Annotated in this window: 15 protein-coding genes and 2 pseudogenes; 8 read left to right on the forward strand and 9 right to left on the reverse strand. The window is 60.0% G+C overall.

Features of this window, described 5'->3' with window-relative positions; all coding sequences use genetic code 11:
• Positions 1–229 (forward strand): annotated as a pseudogene (locus AACS24_RS03400) (PTS 2-O-a-mannosyl-D-glycerate transporter subunit IIABC); the annotation flags it as partial.
• Between the two features lie 85 nt (positions 230–314).
• Complete coding sequence (gene mngB, locus AACS24_RS03405) at positions 315–2,969, forward strand: mannosylglycerate hydrolase (protein ID WP_108572363.1); 2,655 nt, start codon at positions 315–317, stop codon at positions 2,967–2,969.
• A gap of 171 nt (positions 2,970–3,140) precedes the next feature.
• On the opposite strand, the gene AACS24_RS03410 is transcribed toward mngB, so the two are convergent.
• Positions 3,141–4,130 (reverse strand): D-alanine--D-alanine ligase, encoded by a 990-nt coding sequence (locus AACS24_RS03410; protein WP_041207509.1) that lies wholly within the window; start codon positions 4,128–4,130, stop codon positions 3,141–3,143.
• Positions 4,131–4,333: 203 nt separating this feature from the next.
• Positions 4,334–4,942, reverse strand: a complete 609-nt coding sequence (locus AACS24_RS03415) for a 2OG-Fe(II) oxygenase (protein WP_104014641.1) — start codon at positions 4,940–4,942, stop codon at positions 4,334–4,336.
• Between the two features lie 343 nt (positions 4,943–5,285).
• On the opposite strand from AACS24_RS03415, the gene AACS24_RS03420 reads away from it, so the two are divergent.
• Positions 5,286–5,762 (forward strand): glutathione peroxidase, encoded by a 477-nt coding sequence (locus AACS24_RS03420; RefSeq protein WP_108572364.1) that lies wholly within the window; start codon positions 5,286–5,288, stop codon positions 5,760–5,762.
• Positions 5,763–5,922: 160 nt separating this feature from the next.
• Complete coding sequence (locus AACS24_RS03425) at positions 5,923–7,314, forward strand: DEAD/DEAH box helicase (protein WP_042032339.1); 1,392 nt, start codon at positions 5,923–5,925, stop codon at positions 7,312–7,314.
• 100 nt (positions 7,315–7,414) lie between these two features.
• On the opposite strand, the gene hutW is transcribed toward AACS24_RS03425, so the two are convergent.
• Positions 7,415–8,800, reverse strand: coding sequence for a heme anaerobic degradation radical SAM methyltransferase ChuW/HutW (gene hutW / locus AACS24_RS03430; protein WP_108572398.1), 1,386 nt, complete (start codon positions 8,798–8,800; stop codon positions 7,415–7,417).
• 250 nt (positions 8,801–9,050) lie between these two features.
• On the opposite strand from hutW, the gene AACS24_RS03435 reads away from it, so the two are divergent.
• A complete protein-coding gene (locus AACS24_RS03435) occupies positions 9,051–10,646 on the forward strand; it encodes a methyl-accepting chemotaxis protein (protein ID WP_181364294.1) in 1,596 nt (531 codons plus the stop codon).
• A gap of 87 nt (positions 10,647–10,733) precedes the next feature.
• On the opposite strand, the gene aroG is transcribed toward AACS24_RS03435, so the two are convergent.
• The 5 genes from aroG to AACS24_RS03460 all read right to left on the reverse strand — a co-directional run bounded on the left by aroG (position 10,734) and on the right by AACS24_RS03460 (position 16,423).
• Positions 10,734–11,789: a 3-deoxy-7-phosphoheptulonate synthase AroG gene (gene aroG, locus AACS24_RS03440; RefSeq protein ID WP_041207504.1), complete on the reverse strand. Its 1,056-nt coding sequence runs from the start codon at positions 11,787–11,789 to the stop codon at positions 10,734–10,736.
• A 196-nt stretch (positions 11,790–11,985) separates the two neighbouring features.
• The gene (gene aroA / locus AACS24_RS03445) at positions 11,986–13,269 is read right to left on the reverse strand and encodes a 3-phosphoshikimate 1-carboxyvinyltransferase (RefSeq protein ID WP_181364295.1); all 1,284 of its coding nucleotides are present in this window, start codon (positions 13,267–13,269) and stop codon (positions 11,986–11,988) included.
• 168 nt (positions 13,270–13,437) lie between these two features.
• Entirely contained in the window at positions 13,438–14,526 is a 1,089-nt protein-coding gene (gene serC, locus AACS24_RS03450) for a 3-phosphoserine/phosphohydroxythreonine transaminase (protein ID WP_042657901.1), read from the reverse strand.
• Positions 14,527–14,750: 224 nt separating this feature from the next.
• Positions 14,751–15,677 (reverse strand): electron transfer flavoprotein subunit alpha/FixB family protein, encoded by a 927-nt coding sequence (locus AACS24_RS03455; protein WP_108572367.1) that lies wholly within the window; start codon positions 15,675–15,677, stop codon positions 14,751–14,753.
• Positions 15,674–16,423, reverse strand: coding sequence for an electron transfer flavoprotein subunit beta/FixA family protein (locus AACS24_RS03460; protein ID WP_108572368.1), 750 nt, complete (start codon positions 16,421–16,423; stop codon positions 15,674–15,676). Before AACS24_RS03460 ends, AACS24_RS03455 begins: the two co-directional genes overlap by 4 nt.
• A 147-nt stretch (positions 16,424–16,570) precedes the next feature.
• On the opposite strand from AACS24_RS03460, the gene AACS24_RS03465 reads away from it, so the two are divergent.
• The 3 genes from AACS24_RS03465 to AACS24_RS03475 all read left to right on the forward strand — a co-directional run bounded on the left by AACS24_RS03465 (position 16,571) and on the right by AACS24_RS03475 (position 20,102).
• Entirely contained in the window at positions 16,571–18,214 is a 1,644-nt protein-coding gene (locus AACS24_RS03465; RefSeq protein WP_108572369.1) for an electron transfer flavoprotein-ubiquinone oxidoreductase, read from the forward strand.
• Between the two features lie 329 nt (positions 18,215–18,543).
• A complete protein-coding gene (corA, locus tag AACS24_RS03470) occupies positions 18,544–19,491 on the forward strand; it encodes a magnesium/cobalt transporter CorA (RefSeq protein ID WP_026456618.1) in 948 nt (315 codons plus the stop codon).
• 149 nt (positions 19,492–19,640) lie between these two features.
• Positions 19,641–20,102, forward strand: coding sequence for a DUF2919 domain-containing protein (locus tag AACS24_RS03475; protein ID WP_108572370.1), 462 nt, complete (start codon positions 19,641–19,643; stop codon positions 20,100–20,102).
• 35 nt (positions 20,103–20,137) lie between these two features.
• On the opposite strand, the pseudogene AACS24_RS03480 reads toward AACS24_RS03475, so the two are convergent.
• Positions 20,138–20,635: pseudogene (locus tag AACS24_RS03480) on the reverse strand (hypothetical protein); the annotation flags it as partial.

Consider the following 20,635-nt stretch of genomic DNA (forward strand, 5'->3'; position numbering starts at 1 on the left):
TGTCGTCACCGGCGCCATGGTGGGTGTCATGGGGATTGGTCTCTCCACCCCGGGGGCTGGCATCTTCTCCCTCTTCCTGCTCCACGATGGCGGCCACGGCGCCCTGATGGCGGCTGCCGTCTGGCTCGGTGCGGCGCTGGTGGGCACCTTGATCTCCACTGTGGTGCTGATCGGCTGGCGCCGTCACGCCATGCAGCGCGGCACCTATCAGGTGGTCGCCGCAGAGTAAGGCTCATCTTCACCACCACTTTTTCAACAGACTATTTTCCGCACGGCAGGCAAGGGCCGCCGTGCGTCAGCAAAGGATCATTGTCATGACAGTTTCACGAGTTCACATCACGCCGCACATGCACTGGGATCGGGAGTGGTACTTCACCACTGAGGAGTCCCGTATCCTGCTGGTCAACAACATGGCGGAGATCCTGGCGCGTCTTGAATCCGACCCTGACTACAAGTTCTATGTGCTGGACGGCCAGACCGCGGTGCTGGAGGATTACTTCGCCATCCAGCCCGAGAACAGGGCCCGGGTGAAGGCGCTGGTGGAAGCGGGCAGGCTAATCATCGGCCCCTGGTACACCCAGACCGACACCATGCAGGTGAGCGGCGAGTCCATCCTGCGCAACCTGCTCTACGGGATGCGCGACTGCCTTAGCCTTGGCGAGCCGATGAAGATCGGTTACCTGCCCGACTCGTTCGGCATGTCCTCCCAGCTGCCCCACATCTTCAACGGCTTCGGGATAGATCGGGCCATGTTCTGGCGCGGCTGCTCCGAGCGCCACGGCACCGACAAGACCGAGTTCCTCTGGCAGAGCAATGATGGCAGCGAGGTGACCACCCAGGTGCTGCCGCTCGGCTACGCCATCGGCAAGTACCTGCCGGAAGATGAAGCGGGCCTGCGCAAGCGGCTCGAATCCTACTTCGAGGTGCTGGAGAAGGCCTCGGTCACCCAGGATATCCTGCTGCCCAACGGCCATGACCAGATGCCGCTGCAGCAGAACATCTTCGCCATCATCGACAAGCTGCGCGAAATCTACCCCCAGCGTGAATTCCACATGAGCCGCTTCGAACAGGTCTTCGAGCGCATCGAGGCGTGCCGCGACCAACTGGCCACCCTCAAGGGGGAGTTCAACGACGGTAAATATATGCGGGTACACCGCACCATCTCCTCCACCCGGATGGACATCAAGCTGGCCCATGCCGCCATCGAGAACAAGATCGTCAACATCCTCGAACCGCTGGCGAGCATCGCCTGGGCGCTTGGCTTTGAGTACCACCACGGGCTTCTGGAGAAGATGTGGAAAGAGATCATGAAGAACCACGCCCATGACAGCATCGGCTGCTGCTGCAGCGACAAGGTACATCAGGAGGTGATGACCCGCTTCATTCTGGCCGACGACATGGCCGAGAACCTGATCCGCTTCTACATGCGCAAAATTGTCGACAACATGCCGGTGGCGCTCTGTGAAGACGGCGTGCAGGTGGCCGACAAACTCTGCCTGTTCAACCTGATGCCCTTCCCCCGTCAGGAGGTGATCAACACCAGCATCCGCATTCGCGCCCAATCCTTTGCCCTGCGCGATGAAGCGGGCCAGCCGATCCCCTACTTCATCCGCGCCAGACGCGAGATTGACCCGGGTCTGGTAGACAGACAGATCGTGCACTACGGCAACTACGACCCCTTTATGGAGTACGACATCCAGCTCTGCCATCCCCTGCCCGCCATGGGCTATTGCACTCTCCATATCGAGGGCAACCAGCCGGGACTGGAGCAACCGGTGACTGCCAGCGGCGATCTGCTGGAGAACGATTTTTACCGCATCGCCCTCAATGACAACGGCACCCTGCAGATCCTGGATAAACTGCGCGGCACCACCTTTGATCAGGTGCTCACGCTGGAAGAGGGCTCCGATGATGGCGACGAGTATGACTACTCGCCATCGCGCGACGAGTGGCTGCGCTACTCCACCGAGTTTGCGGTCACCCGTGAGGTCACCCATGAAGCGTGGCAGAGCATTGCTACGCTCAAACTGCGCATGGCCTTGCCAGCTGACCTCGCCGAGCGGGCCAGCCGCCAGTGCAGCGGCCACCTCGATGTCACCTGCTGCATCACGCTGGCGCATCAGAGCCCGCGTATCGACATCGAACTGGAGCTCGACAATCAGGCCGACGATCACCGGGTGCGGGTGCTGATCCCCACCCCCTTCCCGAGCGACACCGTGGTCTCCGACAACCAGTTTGGCTGCATCACCCGCCCTACCCGCGACAGCGCCATGGCGAACTGGGAAGCAGAAGGGTGGAAAGAGGCCCCCATTCCGGTCTGGCAGCTGATGAACTTCGTCGCCCTGCAAGATGGCAAGCAGGGACTGGCGGTGCTGAGCGATGGCCTGCGCGAGTTTGAAGTGATCGGCGAACAGTGCGACACCCTGGCGCTCACCCTGCTGCGCGGGGTCGGCGTACTCGGTAAAGAGGAGCTGTTGCTGCGCCCGGGTCGCCCCTCCGGCATCAAGCTGCCCACCCCGGACTCCCAGGTACGCGGCAAACTCAGCTGCCGTTTCAGCCTGCTGGCGTTTGCTGGCGATCACATCAGCGCCAACGTGATGCAGGCGGCGCGCAGCTACCTCACCCCGGTGCGCTGCTACAACAAGATCCCGTTCGATGCCATGAAGCTCAACAAGGCAAGCTTCACCACCCCGCTGCACTTCAGTCTGCTCACCATGGATCCCTCCGGTCCGGTGCTGAGCGCCCTGAAAAAGGCAGAGGATGAAGAGGCGCTGGTGATCCGGGTCTACAACCCGAGCGAGCAGGCTGTGCTGGAGGGTGGCAAGGTCACCAGTCAGCACAGCTTGAGCGACTGGCAAGCGGTGCGGATGGATGAGCAGCCCCTGCCCCTTGAGCTGGCCGCTGGCGAGTTTGGTGAGCTGGCGCCGTGCCACTCCCGCAGCGTGCGCTTTCGGGTGGCTCGCGGCTAACCGCCGGTAACACCCACAGGTAGCAACAGGCGGGGAAGAGTCATCCTCTACCCGCCTGTTTATCCCTTCAAGCTGCCCTATCCCGCTTGATAAAGGCATAAAAAAATCCCCGCCAATTGGCGGGGATTTTTATTGGAACGGTATCAACATCCGTCAGCAAGAGCGACCGGCTTAGCTGGCCTTGCGCAGGATCTGCTCAAGGTAGCGGGCGAAGTCGTGACCGTGATGCTCCAGCAGTTTCGGGAACATGGAGATGGAGGTCATGCCCGGGAAGGTATTGATCTCGTTGAGCAGGATCTCGCCCTCCTCAGTCAGGAAGAAGTCGATACGGGAGAGGTGAGTCAGTTTCAGCTGACGGAACGCCTTGAGGGCGTACTCGTGAATAGCGTCAGCCTGAGCCTCGGTCAGCCCTTCGGCACGCAGTGCAGTCTCGGTATGGCTGGCACTGCTGTACTTCTCTTCATAGGTGTAGAACTTGTCCTGCGGCACGCAGATCTCGCCCGGATAGGTGGCCACCAGCTCGTCACCGTACTGGTAAACCGCCACTTCCAGCTCGCGCGGCTTGACCGCCTTCTCGATCAGAACCTGCTCGGAGTAACCGAAGGCATCGGCAATGCCCTTCACCAGATCCGCTTCGTTGCTGGCGGAGTAGCAGCCAACGGAAGAGCCCTGGGAGGCGGCCTTGATAAAGACCTTGCCCCACTTGGCCAGCGCCGCTTTCGCCTCAGCCAGAGCCGCATCGCCCTGTTCGGTCAGGAACAGGTAAGGGGTGTTGGGGATACCGATGGCGGAGAGCCACAGCTTGGTGGTGATCTTGTTGAAGCAGATCTTGCTCGCTTCGGCGTCGCAGCCCAGATAAGGCAGGCCAGCCAGCTCGAGGAAGGATTGCAGATCGCCGGTCTCGCCCGGGTAACCGTGGATGCAGGGTACCACGTAGTCTACCGGACGGGCCACGCTGTCAAACGAGAGCAGCTTGTCCAGCCCCAGTTTGCACTCGCGACCATCGGCGCTGAGCCAGCGGTCGGCAAACATCTCGACGCGGGTCACTTCGACGCCGGGCAGGAGAGCGAGTTGTTTTTCGAGGAAATTGGCGCTGCGCAGAGAGACTTCGTGCTCGGAGCCACCGCCGCCGCACAGCAGCAAGACATGCATGTTCTTCATTAGATGTGATCCCTTGGGAGAAGCGGCTTCGTCATGACCATTCAAAAACCACCGCATTCAAAACCGGACGAAGCCAGATACGAACATAAGTGCGCGCCAGTGTAGCAAGGGAGACAAACCCTTGTCAGCTGATGGCTGCCCTGCCAGCCACATCTTGCGGCGAAAAAGGGCGCCCTGTGTCAAAAACCGCGCAACCCCATGGGTCAGCGAGGGGGATCGACCCGCCCCATGCCGCTGCCATTGACGCGAAACCAGCCGGCAATGCTGTAACGCTCCTGATTGGCGGGCAGCACTTCGTGGGGAAACTCCTCGGAGAGGAAGATCACCAGCCGCCCCCCTCTGGGGCTCACATCCATCAAGAACTGCTCGTCGTTGTCATAAAAGCGCAAGACGCCGCCCGCTTCGGGTTGCCAGTCGTTATTGAGGTAGAACACCGTCGTCAGGCGACGGTTGGAGCGACCGGCAAAGGCATCGCGATGGGTCGCGTAGAAGTCGCCGCAGCGATAACGGGCGAAGTGTGCTTCATAGTCGAACAATCCCAGCATCAACATCCGATTGGCAGCCAGACGCAGCGCCTCCATGCGGGCGAGATAATCGGCGACCGGCGCCCCGAGCGACGGCTCCAGCCAGTGGATCTGGTCGCGGCGGATCTCGCTGTTGCCTTGATGGAGCCCTTCACGACCGATCCCGGCCGGTTGCCACTCCTCTGGCAGACACCCTTTGAGGGCATCCACCTCGGCGGCAGTTAAAAAATCGTCCACTATCACCCAACCTCGGGTGTAGATGGCATCCATGACGGCTTGATAGTCCAAGATTGACTCGCAACATGTGGAAAAGAGAGCGCTTTGTAGCGGCTTCCCGCTAAAGGCACAAACCGGTTTGCTTCTCTTGAGAAGTCCCACCATCAATACCCGATTTGGCAGGCTGCGCCCCCTTTTTCCGAGTCGATTGTGATCCTGCCCTCACCCGGTGCGTAATGGAGGAGAAAAGTGTGAGCCGCCCCCCATTGCATCGGTGCCCGTTCACGTAACGCCTTGCCGTTAAAAGAGCCAAGCGATACCGTAGCGACCATGGGAATATCCCCCTTTCCTCCTGCAAGCACACTGTGCAACTTATGTACAATCAACGACATGCAATCAACAAAAGGATGATGTGATGCCTCTGCCCGACCTGACGCTGCAACAACTGGATGGCACCCCCTACCCGCTCGCCCAACTGGCCGGCAAGGTGATCCTGGTGGTCAATGTGGCCAGCCGCTGCGGCTTTACCCCCCAATATGAGGGGCTGGAAGCCCTCTATCGCGAGCTGGGGCCCGAGGGACTGGTGATCCTGGGCTTCCCCTGCAACCAGTTCGGTCAGCAGGAGCCGGGAGATGCCGAGGAGATCGCCCGTTTCTGCTCCTTAGACTACCCGGTCACCTTCCCCATCATGGCCAAGTGCGGTGTCAACGGCGAGCAGGCCCACCCGTTCTATCAGTGGCTCAAGAAGGAGAAACCGGGGCTGCTGGGGCTGGAAAACGTCAAGTGGAACTTCACCAAGTTCCTGATCGACCGTGACGGCAACGTGGTGGAGCGGTTTGCTCCCACCACCAAGCCGGAGAGTCTGGTCGCCCCCATCCGCGACCTGCTCTGATTGCTTTTTGCGGCACATAAAGAGCGGCCGGTGCGACAGCTACTGCGCACCGGCCGCTCTTTTGCTATATTACGCCCCCGTTATCATTTCCATATCGTGGCTGGCGCCCGCGCCGGTCATCCGCTGAGCCAAAGGCTCACCAGAGGAGTTTCTCTCGAACATGTCATTCAACGAACTGGGTCTCTCCCCGCACATCCTGCGGGCCGTCAAGGAGCTGGGTTACGAACAGCCAACCCCCATCCAGCAGCAAGCCATTCCGGCTATTCTGGCTGGTCAGGATGTCCTCGGCGGAGCCCAGACAGGCACAGGCAAGACAGCCGGTTTCACCCTGCCCATGCTGCAGCTCCTGCTGGCCAACCATGGCCGCGGTCGCCGTCAGGTGCGCGCCCTGGTACTGACACCGACCCGCGAACTGGCCGCCCAGGTGGGTGAGAGCATCATCAAATATGCCCACCACCTGCCGTTTCGTACCCTGATCGCCTACGGTGGCGTCAGCATCAAGCCCAATCTGGATGCCATCAAGCTCGGTATCGACATTCTGGTGGCTACCCCGGGCCGTCTGCTGGATCTGCTGACCCAGGGCGCATTGACCCTGAGCGAGCTGGAAGTGCTGGTGCTGGATGAAGCGGATCGAATGCTCGACATGGGCTTCATCGTCGACATTCGCCGCATCATGAAGGCACTGCCCGCCAAACGGCAGAGCCTGCTCTTCTCCGCCACCTTCTCCAGTGAAATCAAGGCGCTGGCGGATGACTTGCTCAACGACCCCACCCTGATTGAGGTCGATCCCAGCAACACCGCTGCCGAACAGGTAACCCAACGCATCATTCAGGTCGATCGGGAACGCCGCCGCGAGCTGCTCTCCCACATGATCGGCCGTGGCAACTGGCAGCGGGTGCTGGTATTTGTCCGCACCAAGCAGATCGCCGATCGCCTCGCGCATCAGATGCAGAAAGATGGTCTCGACACAGTCGCCATTCACGGTGACAAGAGTCAGGGGGCCCGCAACCGGGCGCTGGCCGATTTTCGCGAGGGCAAGGTGCGGGTGCTGGTGGCAACCGATATCGCCGCCCGTGGTCTGGACATCGATCAGCTGCCCCACGTGATCAACTTCGAGCTGCCGCAGATGGCGGAGGATTACATCCACCGCATCGGCCGTACCGGTCGTGCCGGGCGCGGCGGCGAGGCCATCTCGCTGGTCAGCCATGATGAGTTGGGTCAGCTCAAGGCGATCGAGGCACTGATCGGTCAATCCCTCTCCGTGGAGATCCTCGAAGGGTATGAGCCGAGCGGCAAGCCGAGCCGGCAGACCCTGCCCGGCAGCAAGCCGGTGCAGAACCCGCCGCGCGCCCGTGGCGCCGCCAATGCCAAGGGCGGCAAGGGTAAACCGGCTGCAGGCAAAGCCAAGGGCGATACCGCCAAGAAGCCTGCCCAGTCTCCTCAAAACAAGTCCCGCAAGCGTGAAGTGGTGGGCGAGGATGTCGGATTTACCCCGATGCGCCGCCTGCCAAGGGCCCAGCGCGACAGCTATCAGGATAGCGACGACGAGTAATTCGTCCCGTAGCGCCACACTTGTCGGCCAAACAGCGGGTTGGTCAAACAAAGGGAGCCTCGTCGGCTCCCTTTGTGCTTTTGGCGATCGGGTAAAACACCTACACCAGTGAGTGACGTATCCCCGGATGTTTACCATCCGGGTGCTTGCCATGCAGCAACGCAGGCTCGCTGCCATCGGCCGGATTGTGCTGCAAAAATTCGAACAACCCGGCCTGCATATTGACGTTCCAGAAGCGCCCCGCCAGCGTCAGTACCAGTTGATCGCCAGCAAGATCGGCCAGCCCGTTTTGTCGCCAAGCATCGAACAGCGGCATCAGATGACTGCGCAGTGAGGCTGGCAGGCGCGCCAGTGCCAGCACGCCACTGTCGAGGGCGCCACGCAGCAGACCATCCATCCGCGCATTCGGATTGCGCCCCATCACCATGCCGGGCGCCCGAACCCCCTTCTCCTGCGCTTCGTGCCACTGGGCCAAATCTCGCCCGTACATCACGCCATAGCCATGGATAGTGCCCCCGGCTCCAGCCCCAAAGGGGAGGATCTCTGCGCCGCGCTTGGCCATCTGGTTATAGCGACTCTGCTCGGCTGGACTACGCCGCCAGTGACTGCAGGAGAGCCGCTCCCAACCATGCTGTTCCAGTTGTTGACCGCCGTAAGCATACATGGCGGCCCGCTGCTGGCCATCGGCAGCCCAACCCAGCTTGCCCTTCTGCCCGGCCCGATCCAGATTGGTGCCCGGCATGGCGATAAGCTGGTAGAGATCAATCCCGTGCACGCCGCTCGCCATCACATCCGTGATGTCCTGCTGCCACACGGCATCATCCTGACCGGGCAGACCGAAAATGAGATCCGCCACGATCACTGCCGCATCATCGCGAGTCAGCTCGCCAAGACGGGTCAGCAGGGTCTCCCTGTCATCGATCCGGGCCGCCTGCTGGCGCACACCGGTATCAAAACTCTGCACCCCGAACGAAAAACGGTTGAAACCGCCGCCCAGCGCGGCCTGCCACTTGGCATCGTCAAAACCGTTGAGGCGCCCCTCAAGGGTCACCTCGGCATCGGCCGTCAGGGGAAAGCGCCGGATCATCCTGGCCAGCATTTCCAGCTCATCGGCACTCATGTCGGTGGGGGTTCCGCCCCCGACATAGACGGCCGAGAAGGGGTGGCTTTGTACCAATGGCGTCTCTGCGGCCTTGGCAAGCGATGCGCACAACGCGTCGATATAGCGGCTGATCCGCGCCGGATTGGCACCATTTTCGAAGAAATTGCAGAAACTGCAGCGCTTGCGACAAAAGGGAATATGGAGATAGAGGGCACGCTCTTCGGCATCGCTCTCTTGCTGCCACCACTGCTGCCATTGGCTCTCATCGAGTGACAAGGGGCGGCGCCCTCCCCGACTGGCATGTGCCGAGGTTTTGGCACTGAAGGCAAACTTGAGAGGATCCGGCGAAGCCACGCCAGTCATGGAAGGAGTTAGATGGATCATGGTGATGACTCGCAAATAACAACAATGATAATTATTATCACTCGCAAGTTTTTGCGCAGGATCAACTCTTGGTGCCACTCAATCTGAAATTGCCCTATTGGCAACCTCTATTACCGATCTGCTTAACAGATTATTTACTCAAGAGTGACTAAAGTGTGCCGATAGGAAACTGTCTCCCCGCCTCTCCTTGTCTACGCTCAAGATGAAACGGGAACCAATAAAAACAGATAAGGGCATGGGATCGGCCACTATGCATAACCTCTCACTGAACTGGAAAATCTTTCTCCCCCTTGCGCTGGTCATCAGCTCCACCTTTGCCCTCTGCTTCGAGCTCTCTGCCTGGTTGCAACGGGATCTCGCCATCCGCATGGCAGAAGAGAAGGTTGAGAGCGCCGCCAACACCTACATGGATCAGCTCAACGTATTGATGATGACCGGTGGCATGGCCAATCGGCAGATAGTGCAAACCAAACTCAAGAGCGAGGCCGGGATTGTCGAAGCCCGCCTTATTCGTGCCCCCGCCGTCAGCAACCTGTTTGGCCCGGGACATCCCGACCAGAAAGCCCAGGATACCCTCGATGAACGCGCCATTACGAAGGGGGATATCATCCTGCAACAGCAAGGCAACCAGCTCACCCTGATCAAACCGTTCAAGGCCTACAAGGAGTATCGCGGCACCCAGTGCACCAGCTGCCATCAGGTGGATGAAGGGACCGTCATGGGGGCGGTTCGGATCAGCTATGACCTGACCCATACCTTCGACGATATCCGCCACAACAACTTTATTCTGAGTGGCAGTCTGGCGGCTGTTTTCGGTCTGGGGTTCAGCCTGCTCTGGTGGGTGCTGCAGCGCTACGTCAAACGGCCGCTGCGCCAGTTGCAGCTCACCATGATCCAGATGGCGAAAGAGCGTAACCTCGCCCTCCCCCTCATCAACAACAGTCAGGATGAGCTGGGTCAGATGACCCGCGCCGTCAACGACATGGTGCAGGGCTTCCGCCACAGCTTGCAGGAGGTGGAAGGAGCGACGCACCAGCTCTATCAGGAGTCGAGCCAGATCCGCCAGGTCGCCACCCAGACCGAAAACTCGGCCCGTCAGCAGGAGGGGATGACCACTCAGGTTGCGGCCGCAGTGAGCGAGCTCGCAGCCAGCTCCCATGAAGTACGCGAGCATGCCCGCCACAGTGCCGAGCTCTCCGCACTCACCAATCAGGATGCCGCCAATACCAGTCGTCTCGCCCAGCACTCCATCACTGACATGGGCGAAATGTCGACCGAGATCGACAGGGTGGATCAGGTGATCCAGCAGCTCGACAGCCGCTGTCTTGCCGTGGATGGGGTATTGGAAGTGATCAAGGGGATCGCAGATCAGACCAACCTGCTGGCCCTCAACGCCGCCATTGAGGCAGCGCGAGCCGGTGAACAGGGGCGCGGTTTTGCCGTGGTGGCCGACGAGGTGCGCGCCCTCTCCAACCGCAGCCGCACCGCCAGCGAGGAGATCTCCCAGATGATCGCCGCCCTGCAAAAAGAGGCCCAGAGCGCAGTTACGGTGATCGGGGATGCAAAAACCAAGGCGGATGAGAGCATCAGCAAAACCGAGGCGACCCTGGCCGCCATGCAGAACATCATTGAACGCATCGCCCGGATCAATGATCTCAATGCCCAGATGGCCCAGTCAGCCGAAGAGCAGGACAGGGTCTGCAACGAGGTGGACCACTCGGTGAACCAGATCCGCAACACCTCCAATGACACTCTGGGTCAGGCTCATTCCGCCAACCTCGCCAGTGTTCAGCTGGTCGAGCAGTGCCAGAAACTGGAAGCCCTGCTCAAGACCTATCGCTGGTAACCCTGCTCCGACAACAAAAAGCGCGCCTGTGGCGCGCTTTTACTTTGTATCAATGAACTGTTGCATCAGCTCGCTGATATCTCCGTCTCAGCGGGCGTTGCGGGTGGCCACCGCATCGGCCAGATTGCGCAGCAGGGTTTCGGTATCTTCCCAACCGATGCAGGCATCCGTGATGCTCTGGCCGAAGGTAAGCTCGCAGCCCTCGACCAAATCCTGACGCCCTTCCACCAGATGGCTCTCCACCATCACGCCAAATACAGCCTTGCTGCCGGCGCGCAGCTGATCAGCCACATCGTCCGCCACGACCATCTGATTCTTGAACTGCTTGCTGCTGTTGGCATGGCTGAAGTCGATCATCACCTTTTGCGGCAGACCGGCCTTCTCCAACCCCTTCACCACCTCGCTGACATGGGCTGCGCTGTAGTTAGGCTCACGGCCACCACGCAGGATGATGTGACAATCCGGGTTCCCTTTGGTTGCAACGATGGCGGAGTGGCCATACTTGGTGACCGACAGGAAGTGATGGGGGGCACTGGCAGCACCGATGGCATCGATTGCCACCTTGATGGTGCCGTCGGTACCGTTCTTGAAGCCCACCGGGCAAGAGAGACCGGAGGCCAGCTCGCGATGCACCTGGGATTCGGTGGTACGAGCGCCGATCGCCCCCCAGCTCATCAGATCCGCCACGTATTGCGGCGTGATCATGTCCAGGAATTCGGAAGCGGTTGGCAGCCCCATGTCGTTGAGATCGAGCAGCAGCTTGCGACCCAGGCGCAGACCGTCATTGATCTTGCAGCTGTTATCGAGGTACGGATCGTTGATGAGCCCCTTCCAGCCCACGGTAGTACGCGGTTTTTCGAAGTAGACCCGCATCACGATCTCCAGCTGGCCTTTCAGCTCGTCGCGCAGCGCCTTGAGGCGCTTGCCATATTCGATGGCGGCAACCGGATCATGAATGGAACAGGGGCCAATGACCACCAGCAGACGGTCATCTTCACCATTCAGGATACGGTGGATGGCCTGACGGGAATCAAACACGGTCGATGAGGCGGTCTCGGTCGCCGGAAACTTCTCAAGCACCGCAACCGGAGGGAGTAACTCTTTGATTTCACTGATACGAACGTCGTCGGTTTGATGCTGCATGACAAGGCTTCCTGCTAGATAACTGCGATTAAGAAATCTCAACATAGCCCGCAGCCGAGTCGGTGTAAATAGAAAATTACATCACTAAAGAAAGTTTTTTTAACCTACATCTTGCAAGTTAATGAAATGCTGCTATTTGCGTTCAAGCCGGAGATAAAAAGGCCCGCACAAGGCGGGCCCCATCATGTTAGAGGGATTAATCGCGCTGGCTGACGCTAGCCAGTTTTTCGAAGTAATCCGGGAAGGTCTTCGAGGTGCACTTGGGATCGTTGATAGTCACCGGCGTATCGGACAGTGCCACCAGCGAGAAGCACATGGCGACCCGGTGATCGTTATAGGTATCGATCTCGGCGTGCTTGAGTTGCGTCGGCGGGGTCACGGTAATGAAGTCGCGCCCCTCCTCCACCTCGACGCCCAGCTTGCGCAGCTCGGTCGCCATGGCATGCAGACGATCGGTCTCTTTCACCCGCCAGTTGTAGATATTGCGAATGGAGGTCGGCCCCTCGGCAAACAGCGCCGCAACCGCGATGGTCATGGCTGCATCGGGAATATGGTTCATATCCATATCGATGCCGTGCAGCGGTGCCTGCTCCGCTTCGATAAAGTCATCACCCCAGGTGATGCGCGCGCCCATCTTCTCCAGTACATCGGCGAAATGGATATCGCCCTGAATGCTGTGCTTGCCGATACCGGTGACCCGCACCTTGCCCTTGATGGCGCCAGCCGCGAGGAAGTAGGAGGCGCTGGAAGCATCCCCTTCAACCAGAAAATCACCGGGGCTGATATAGGTCTGGTTGCCCTTGATGTAGAACAGCTTGTAGTTGTCGTGCTCGATGACTACCCCGAACTGCTTCATGATGTGCAGGGTGATATCGATGTAGGGCTTGGAGACCAGCTCCCCCTTGATATGAATGCGGGTGTCGCCGGCCGCCATGGGAGCAGCCATCAGGAAGGCGGTCAGGAACTGGCTGGAAACGGAACCATCGACATGGACATCGCCACCCCACAGCCCCTTGGCATCCACCACCAGCGGCGGAAAACCATCTTTTTTCAGGTACTGGATATGAGCTCCCGCCTCACGCAGGGCATCCACCAGATGGCCAATAGGGCGCTCTTCCATGCGCGGCTCACCGCCCAGGGTGTACTCACCGGAGCCCAGACACAGCGCTGCACAGAGCGGGCGCATGGCAGTACCGGCATTGCCAAGGAACAGATTGATCGGCTCTTTGACGGCAAAACTGCGGCCAAGGCCTTGCACGGTGCACTCGGTCTTGTCGGCAGAGAGCTTGTACTTGACCCCGAGCTGGGTCAGTGCCGCCAGCATGTGACGAATGTCATCGCTGTCGAGCAGGTTGGTCAAACGGGTAGTACCACGGGCCAGCGCCGCCAGCAGCAGCGCCCGGTTAGAGACACTCTTTGAACCGGGCAGATTGACCTCACCGGCCACACGAGAAATAGGTTCCAAACGCAACGAATTCATAGACTTCCTGTGCAATCTCAAATAAATGACCTGACCGGACGTTAACAGTACGCGCCCCGCTCGGCAAGGGCAGCGACAGGGGAAAAACGGGGCTGCACGCTAAGATTCAGTCGTTGTTGAAAAAAAGACGCCGGGCAAGCCCGGCGTCAGGATTAACTGCAGACCGGATCAGCCGTGACGCTTGGCAAACTCATCCATAAAGCTGACCAGCGCCTTCACACCCTCCAGCGGCATGGCGTTGTAGATGCTGGCACGCATGCCACCAACGATGCGATGCCCTTTCAGTGCCAGCAGACCAGCCGCTTCAGATTCAGCCAGGAACTGCTTGTCCAGCTCGGCATTTTTCAGCTGGAACGGGATGTTCATCCGCGAACGGCAGCTGACATCCACCTGATTGCCGTAGAAGCTCGATTGATCGAGATAGTCGTAAAGGAAGTCGGCCTTCTCCTTGTTGCGCGCTTCCATCGCCGCAAGGCCACCCTGTTCCTTGAGCCACTCGAACACCAGACCGGCCAGATACCAGGCGTAGGTGGGCGGCGTGTTGAACATGGAGTCGTTCTTGGCAGTGAGCTTGTAGTCGAAAATCGAGGGCACATCAGCTCTGGCCTGATCCAGCAGATCATCGCGCACGATGGCGATGGCGAGCCCGGACGGGCCGATATTTTTCTGGGCACCGGCATAGATGATGCCAAAGCGGCTCACGTCGATGGGACGGGAGAGGATGGTCGAGGAGAGATCCGCCACCAGCGGTACATCGCCGGTAGCCGGGATATCGAACATCTCGATCCCTTCAATGGTCTCGTTCGGGCAGTAGTGCACATAGGCCGCATCAGAGCGAAACGCCGGTGTCGGCAACAGGTGTGTAATCCCCTGCTCGTTTTTGGCAACCCCTTGCCAGGTCTGGATGTCGCCATACTTTTGTGCCTCATCCACTGCCCCCTGCGACCAGACACCGGTCAGCAGAAAATCGGCCTTCTTGTTGGCGCCCCCCAGCAGGTTCATGGGCACCGCGGAGAACTGACCGCGGCCGCCACCGTGCATGAAGAGCACCTTGTAGTTGTCCGGCACCGCCAGCAACTCGCGCAGATCGGCTTCGGCCTTCTCGGCGACCGCCATGTAGTGCTTGCCGCGGTGGGAAAGCTCCATGACCGAGGCTCCCAGCCCCTGAAAATTACAAAATTCGCGCTGGGCGCGCTCCATGACTTCAACCGGCAACATGGCGGGGCCGGCGCAGAAGTTGTAAACCTGTTTGCTCATGACGCTTTCCGTGAGTGGATGAGTGTGATCGATGACTTGTCAGGTTTTACACAAGAGCAGCCAGCGGATCAAAGGCTTTTTGGGAGCTGGCTCAACCTTTTACCGTCACTCTTGCTCCCCTTTTCAGTAGAAAAAGCCCTGAACGGGTCAGGGCTTGCAGAGAACATGCGAAGAAATGGCCAAGAGACCGCATAAACGGGTTGCCCCTGCCCTTTCCGACAAATTTACACCTTGGCGGTGAGCTCCGGCAGCAGGGTGAAGAGATCGCCCACCAGACCGTAGTCGGCAACCTGAAAGATGGGCGCCTCGCTGTCCTTGTTGATGGCCACAATCACCTTCGACTCCTTCATCCCCGCCAGATGCTGAATGGCCCCAGAAATGCCAACCGCGATATAGAGCTCGGGGGCGACCACCTTGCCAGTCTGGCCGACCTGCAGATCGTTGGCGACAAAACCCGCATCAACGGCAGCCCGCGATGCGCCGACCGCACCACCCAGCTTGTCGGCCAGCGCCTCAATCAGGGCAAACTGTGCCTTGGAGCCAAGGGCTCGGCCACCGGAGACCACCACTCGCGCAGCTGTCAGCTCGGGCCGGGGCGATCGCACGGCAAGGCGCTCCACCAGGCGGGTACGGCGGGTCAATTCGGGCACCACCAGACTCTCGACGGGAGCATTGCCTTCCTCCGTTGCCTTGGCAAAAGCCGTCGCCCGCACCGTCATCACCTTGATGGGGGCACTGCTCGCTACCCGGGCAATGGCATTGCCCGCATAGATGGGGCGCAGGAAGGTATCGCTGCTCTCGATAGCAGTCACCTCGGAGATCATCTCGACCCCGAGCCGGGCAGCGATCTGGGGCAACAGCGCCTTGCCCATGGCGCTCGCCGCCATCAGGCAGTGGCTGTAACCTTCGCACCAGCGAGCCAACAGCTTGTCGAGCCCCTCAAGCAGCCCTTCCGCCAGCGCGGGAGAGTCGGCCAGCAGCACCTTGCTCACCCCGCTCAGCGCAGCCGCCTGCTGGCCCGCCTCGCTTATCCCTTGCCCCGCCAGCAACAGATGCACTTCGCCACCCAGCTGACTGGCAGCCGTGACCAGACGGGCGACGTTGTCGGCCAGATGGCCCTGATGATGTTCGGCAATGATCAATATGCTCATAGTACCTTCGCCTCGTGCTTGAGTTTGTCCACCAGCTCATCCACCGAACCGACCAGAACGCCGACTTTGCGGGCTGCTGGCGCCATCACCCCGAGCAGACGGGTCTGGTTGGCAGGCACAACGGCGAGCTCAGCAAAGGGGGCACTCTCCAGCGGCTTGCGCTTGGCCTTCATGATGTTGGGCAGCGAGGCAAACCGTGGTTCGTTGAGCCGCAGATCGGCGCTCACTACAGCAGGCAGCGGCATGGCGAGGGTTTCGAGGCCGCCATCGATTTCGCGGGTCACCCGCAATTCCTCTCCTTCCAGCCTGATGACAGAAGCGCAGGTAGCCAGCGACCAGTCGGTCAGGGCGGCCAGCATCTGGGCCACCTGACCGTTGTCCGAGTCGATGGACTGCTTGCCTAGCAGCACCAGATCCGGCTGCTCCAGCTCACACACCTTGCGCAAAGCCCGTGCCACCGTCAGCGGCGTCAGCGTCTCGTCTGTCACATAGTGGCGAGCCCGATCCGCTCCCAGCGCCAGCGCATGGCGCAGCTGCTCGGCGGCCGCGTCCGGGCCAAAGGTCACCACCACCAGCTCGCTGGCGATACCGGCCTCACGCAGCCTGACCCCCTCTTCCACCGCGATTTCACAAAAGGGGTTGATCCCCATCTTCACATTGGCCAGCTCCACATCGGAGCCGTCCGCCCTGACCCGGATCTTGACGTTGTAATCCACTACCCGTTTGATTGCGACCAGCAGCTTCATGGGGTCATGCCTCGTCTCTTTGGATTGAATTCATTCACCAGTCCCTACACTTTTGCACCGTGTTTCGCTTAATTTTTTGCTTACAATCACTTTACGTTTACGTAAACTACCAGCACTACCCTAGGTCAACTTCGGTGCAGAGGCAAGATGGAACGGGAAGCAATGGAATTTGATGTCGTCATCGTTGGTGGCGGCCCGGCGGGGCTCAGCGCCGCCATCGCGTTGAAACAGCAGGATGCCAATCTCTCGGTCTGCCTGCTGGAAAAGGGTGCCGAAATTGGCGCTCATCTGCTCTCCGGTGCGCTGCTCGACCCCGTCGCCCTCAAGGAGCTGCTGCCACAAAGCTGGCAGAAGGCACCGCTCGGGGTAGCGGTCAACGACGATCAGGTACACCTGCTGCAAAGCGAGAACCGCTCCCTGCAACTGCCAAGCTGGGCCGTACCACCACGGATGCACAATGAAGGCTCTCACATCGTCAGCCTCGGCAACCTTTGCCGCTGGCTTGGCCAGCAGGCGGAGCAGCTGGGAGTCGAAATATACCCGGGGTTTACCGCCAGCGACCTTATCATGGAAGCGGGACGGGTCAAGGGGGTGATCACCGGCGATTTGGGACTTGATCGCACGGGCAATCCAAAACCGGATCATGTTCCCGGCATGGCCCTCTATGGCCGCTACACCCTCTTTGCCGAGGGGGCCCGCGGCCATCTGGGCAAACAGTTGATCGCCACATTCAATCTGGAAAACACCACCCAGCCGCAGCACTACGCCATCGGCTTCAAAGAGCTGTGGCAACTGCCAGCTGGCCAAGGCAAGGCGGGACAGGTACTCCATGGCAGTGGTTGGCCCCTTGGCAAGGAGGGAGAAAACCAGAGTCACGGCGGCTTCTATCTCTATCAGATGGAGGGAGATCAGGTCGCGGTCGGGCTGATCGTCGATCTCAACTACCAGAATCCCTGGCTCAGCCCGTTTGACGAATTCCAGCGTCTCAAGCACCACCCGCTTATCGCCGACCTGCTGCAAGGGGGCGAGCGCATCAGCTATGGTGCACGCGCCATCACCAAGGGGGGCTGGCACTCCCTGCCGCGTATGCACTTCCCCGGCGGACTGCTGATCGGCTGCGATGCCGGCACCCTCGACTTTTCCCGCATCAAGGGGATCCACACCGCCATGAAATCGGGGATGCTGGCGGCAAAAACCGTCGCGATGGCGCTGCGAGGTGGCGATGAAGGGGGACGGGATCTGGTTCACTATGCCGACGAACTGCACCAGAGCTGGCTGGCGCAGGAGCTGGGCGTGGCCCGCAACTTCGGGGCCGCCCTGCATCGCTGGGGCCCCTGGCTTGGTGGCGCTTTTAACTGGCTGGAGCAGCGGTTGTTTGGCGCAAACTCGCCCTTCAAACTTATCGATAAAGAGCCCGATTACCGCCAGCTGCGCATGGCCAGCCGCTGCGAGCCCATCCATTACCCCAAACCCGATGGCAAGCTGAGCTTCGACAAACTCTCCTCCGTCTATCTCGCCAACACCAGTCACGACGAGGATCAGCCCTGCCATCTCAAGCTGCAGGATGAGCAGATCCCGGTAAAGGTCAACCTGCCAACCTGGGGAGAACCCGCCCAGCGCTACTGCCCTGCAGGGGTATTTGAAGTGCTGGAAACGGAGGGGGTGGCCAAGCTGCAGATCAACGCCGCCAACTGCATTCACTGCAAGACCTGCGATATCAAGGATCCCAGCCAAAACATCATATGGACGCCGCCGCAAGGGGGCTCCGGGCCCAACTATCCCAATATGTAAGCTGCAGCTCACCTGTCGCGAAGACGAGCCTGCAACAAAGGGCTCGGATAAAGGGGGCAGGAAGGCAAGGAGAGATGCACAAGGAGCAGCGCTCAAAACGGGACGAGCTGCTCCGACCTCGCCACCTTGCAGCTGTTTTTTTGAACAAACAAGCTGAATCCCCAATGAATAGCCCCTGACAAGCGCGGCCCGCCCCTGTATAGTTCGCCGCATTCAGGTTTTCCATCGGCCCGATCTGCTTATCCACGGGATCGCCTTCTGCAGCGATCTAAGGCCGCATGACCTGTGCAACCATCCCTGATTACCCATGACTTTTTAAGGGGGGACAGATGATCACCGCCTACATTCTCAATAACAAGGTGCTGGATATAGTCACGCTCGGGCCTGACGACATAGTACCTGACAACACGGTCTGGCTGGATGCCTACAAGCCGGACACGGCAGAGCGAGAATGGTTGACGGGCCTGTTCCTGGAAGAGGTTCCCGACAAGGAAGAGCTCGACGACATCGAAGCATCAGCCCGTTTCTACTGGGATACCGATGGTCTGCACATTCACTCCCTGTTTCCCCAGCGGATCGGTCGTGACACCAAGGGTGTCCACGTCTCCTTTACCCTGCGCAACAACCTGCTGATCAGCATTCGGGAAGATGACATCGGGCTGGTTCGCCTGCTGCGCCACTATATGCGCCAGGATCGGCTGGAGGTGGAGGATGCCCTCGATATCCTGCTGGAGGTGCAAAACCTCAAGGTAGAGTACCTTTCCGACCTTATCGAAGATGGTTACAAAACGTTGGAAAACACCGCCGATCAAATCTTCGAGCCGGATCAGATCAACCCCATGCTCAAGGAGTTGATGGCTCAGGAAGAGGCCAACGGCCAGATCCGTCTCTCCCTGCACGATACCCGTCGCGCCTTGCGCTTCCTCAAGCGCAGCCTGCGCCAGCGCATGAGCCTTGAGCAGAACAAGTGGATCGACGAGATGCTGCACGACGTGGAGTCACTGTTGCCCCACACCCAGTTCCTGTTCGACAAGATCAACTTCCAGCTGGAGGCCTCCATGGGGGTCACCAATCTGGAGCAAAACAAGGTGATCAAGATCTTCTCGGTAGCCGCCGTGATCTTCCTGCCGCCGACCCTGATCGCCAGCATCTACGGCATGAACTTCGGCCGCATGCCGGAGCTCGCCTGGGAATATGGTTACCCCCTCTCGCTGGTGCTGATGGTGATGTCATCGCTTGGTACCGGTCTCTTCTTCAAGCGCAAAGGCTGGCTATAACATCTGCTGCCCGGCACAAAAAGATTCTCGCGCATTGGGGGGCATGGCCCCCCGATTAATTCCCGCCCCCTCCCTCGCCTTGCAAAGGGCTCTCCTTCACCCCATATCCCTTGCATCACTTGCACTCAATGAATGGATATCGGGCAACCATGACCCTCTACCCCGAACACCGCTATGACGATCACGGCCAGCTTCGTCCCCCTCTCTGGTTCTGGCCCATCGCCCTGCTACTGACCCGCTCGGTCTGGCTCTTCCTGATGGCTGGCGTCACCCGCCAGAGCGGCAGCGAGATCCTTGAGCTCTTCTACCCTGACAAGCTCACTCTCTATATCAGCCTGCTGACCGATGTGCCCGCCATGCTGGCACTGCTCGCCTGTGGCGGCACCTATCAGCAGACCCACGGCATTCGCGCCAAACTCAGGCGCCACAGCCCCTTGCTGCTGCTCTGCTCAGCCACAAGCGGCCTGCTGATGCAGCTGCACAGCCTCAACCTGCAGAAGTGGTCGTTCAGCTGGCCCACCGCGCTGGTGCTGGTCGCCAGCCTCTGGGCGCTCTGGTATCTGCTGCGCAGTCGCCAGTTGCGCGAATATGCAGCCGACGAGCCCCACTAACGGGGCTCTGGGCACGGATTGCGAAGCGTTCAGACCTATTGGGGAGTAACCCGGATCTGCAGGGTCTGGCGATCGCTCTGGCTGCCACGCCCGCCCTGCAACTGCGTACCAAGAGTGCTGCCCTGCTGCGCCGAGCTGGTGGATAGCTCCCCCACCGTCAGCCACTGGCCCGGGGCACCACTGACCTCGGTGGCACTCTGCCCACGATTGATAGTTCCCTGCTCCAGCCTCGCCTGCTCGCTGCTGAGCGCTACCTGAACCTTGTCCCCTATCAGGGTTGCGGTGGCATAGAGGCCGTTCACCAGCGGCATCATCCCCACCACCACGCCCCCGTTCCACTGATAGAAGGTGACCGGCTGATAGGAGCCCATTTGCAACAGCACGGGGCGACCCGAAAGCCCGCGCACCTGCCAACTGTCGTTCTGGCTGCGCTGGTACTGCTGGGCATTGCCATCGAGCAGCCACTGCCGTTTGGCCTCATCACGGCTCACTGACCCCCCCAGCTGTTCACTGCTGGAGAGGCCATCCACCCG

The sequence above is a fragment of the Aeromonas sp. HMWF016 genome (assembly GCF_963878195.1).
Classification (GTDB): Bacteria; Pseudomonadota; Gammaproteobacteria; order Enterobacterales; family Aeromonadaceae; genus Aeromonas; species Aeromonas lacus.

What these genes read in the sequence shown, in the direction of transcription:
- mngB (WP_108572363.1), top strand. Translation starts at nt 315, where the DNA reads ATGACAGTTTCACGAGTTCACATCACGCCGCACATGCACTGGGATCGG.
- AACS24_RS03410 (WP_041207509.1), bottom strand. Translation starts at nt 4,130, where the DNA reads ATGAAGAACATGCATGTCTTGCTGCTGTGCGGCGGCGGTGGCTCCGAG.
- AACS24_RS03420 (WP_108572364.1), top strand. Translation starts at nt 5,286, where the DNA reads ATGCCTCTGCCCGACCTGACGCTGCAACAACTGGATGGCACCCCCTAC.
- AACS24_RS03425 (WP_042032339.1), top strand. Translation starts at nt 5,923, where the DNA reads ATGTCATTCAACGAACTGGGTCTCTCCCCGCACATCCTGCGGGCCGTC.
- hutW (WP_108572398.1), bottom strand. Translation starts at nt 8,800, where the DNA reads ATGATCCATCTAACTCCTTCCATGACTGGCGTGGCTTCGCCGGATCCT.
- AACS24_RS03435 (WP_181364294.1), top strand. Translation starts at nt 9,051, where the DNA reads ATGCATAACCTCTCACTGAACTGGAAAATCTTTCTCCCCCTTGCGCTG.
- aroG (WP_041207504.1), bottom strand. Translation starts at nt 11,789, where the DNA reads ATGCAGCATCAAACCGACGACGTTCGTATCAGTGAAATCAAAGAGTTA.
- aroA (WP_181364295.1), bottom strand. Translation starts at nt 13,269, where the DNA reads ATGAATTCGTTGCGTTTGGAACCTATTTCTCGTGTGGCCGGTGAGGTC.
- serC (WP_042657901.1), bottom strand. Translation starts at nt 14,526, where the DNA reads ATGAGCAAACAGGTTTACAACTTCTGCGCCGGCCCCGCCATGTTGCCG.
- AACS24_RS03455 (WP_108572367.1), bottom strand. Translation starts at nt 15,677, where the DNA reads ATGAGCATATTGATCATTGCCGAACATCATCAGGGCCATCTGGCCGAC.
- AACS24_RS03460 (WP_108572368.1), bottom strand. Translation starts at nt 16,423, where the DNA reads ATGAAGCTGCTGGTCGCAATCAAACGGGTAGTGGATTACAACGTCAAG.
- AACS24_RS03465 (WP_108572369.1), top strand. Translation starts at nt 16,571, where the DNA reads ATGGAACGGGAAGCAATGGAATTTGATGTCGTCATCGTTGGTGGCGGC.
- corA (WP_026456618.1), top strand. Translation starts at nt 18,544, where the DNA reads ATGATCACCGCCTACATTCTCAATAACAAGGTGCTGGATATAGTCACG.
- AACS24_RS03475 (WP_108572370.1), top strand. Translation starts at nt 19,641, where the DNA reads ATGACCCTCTACCCCGAACACCGCTATGACGATCACGGCCAGCTTCGT.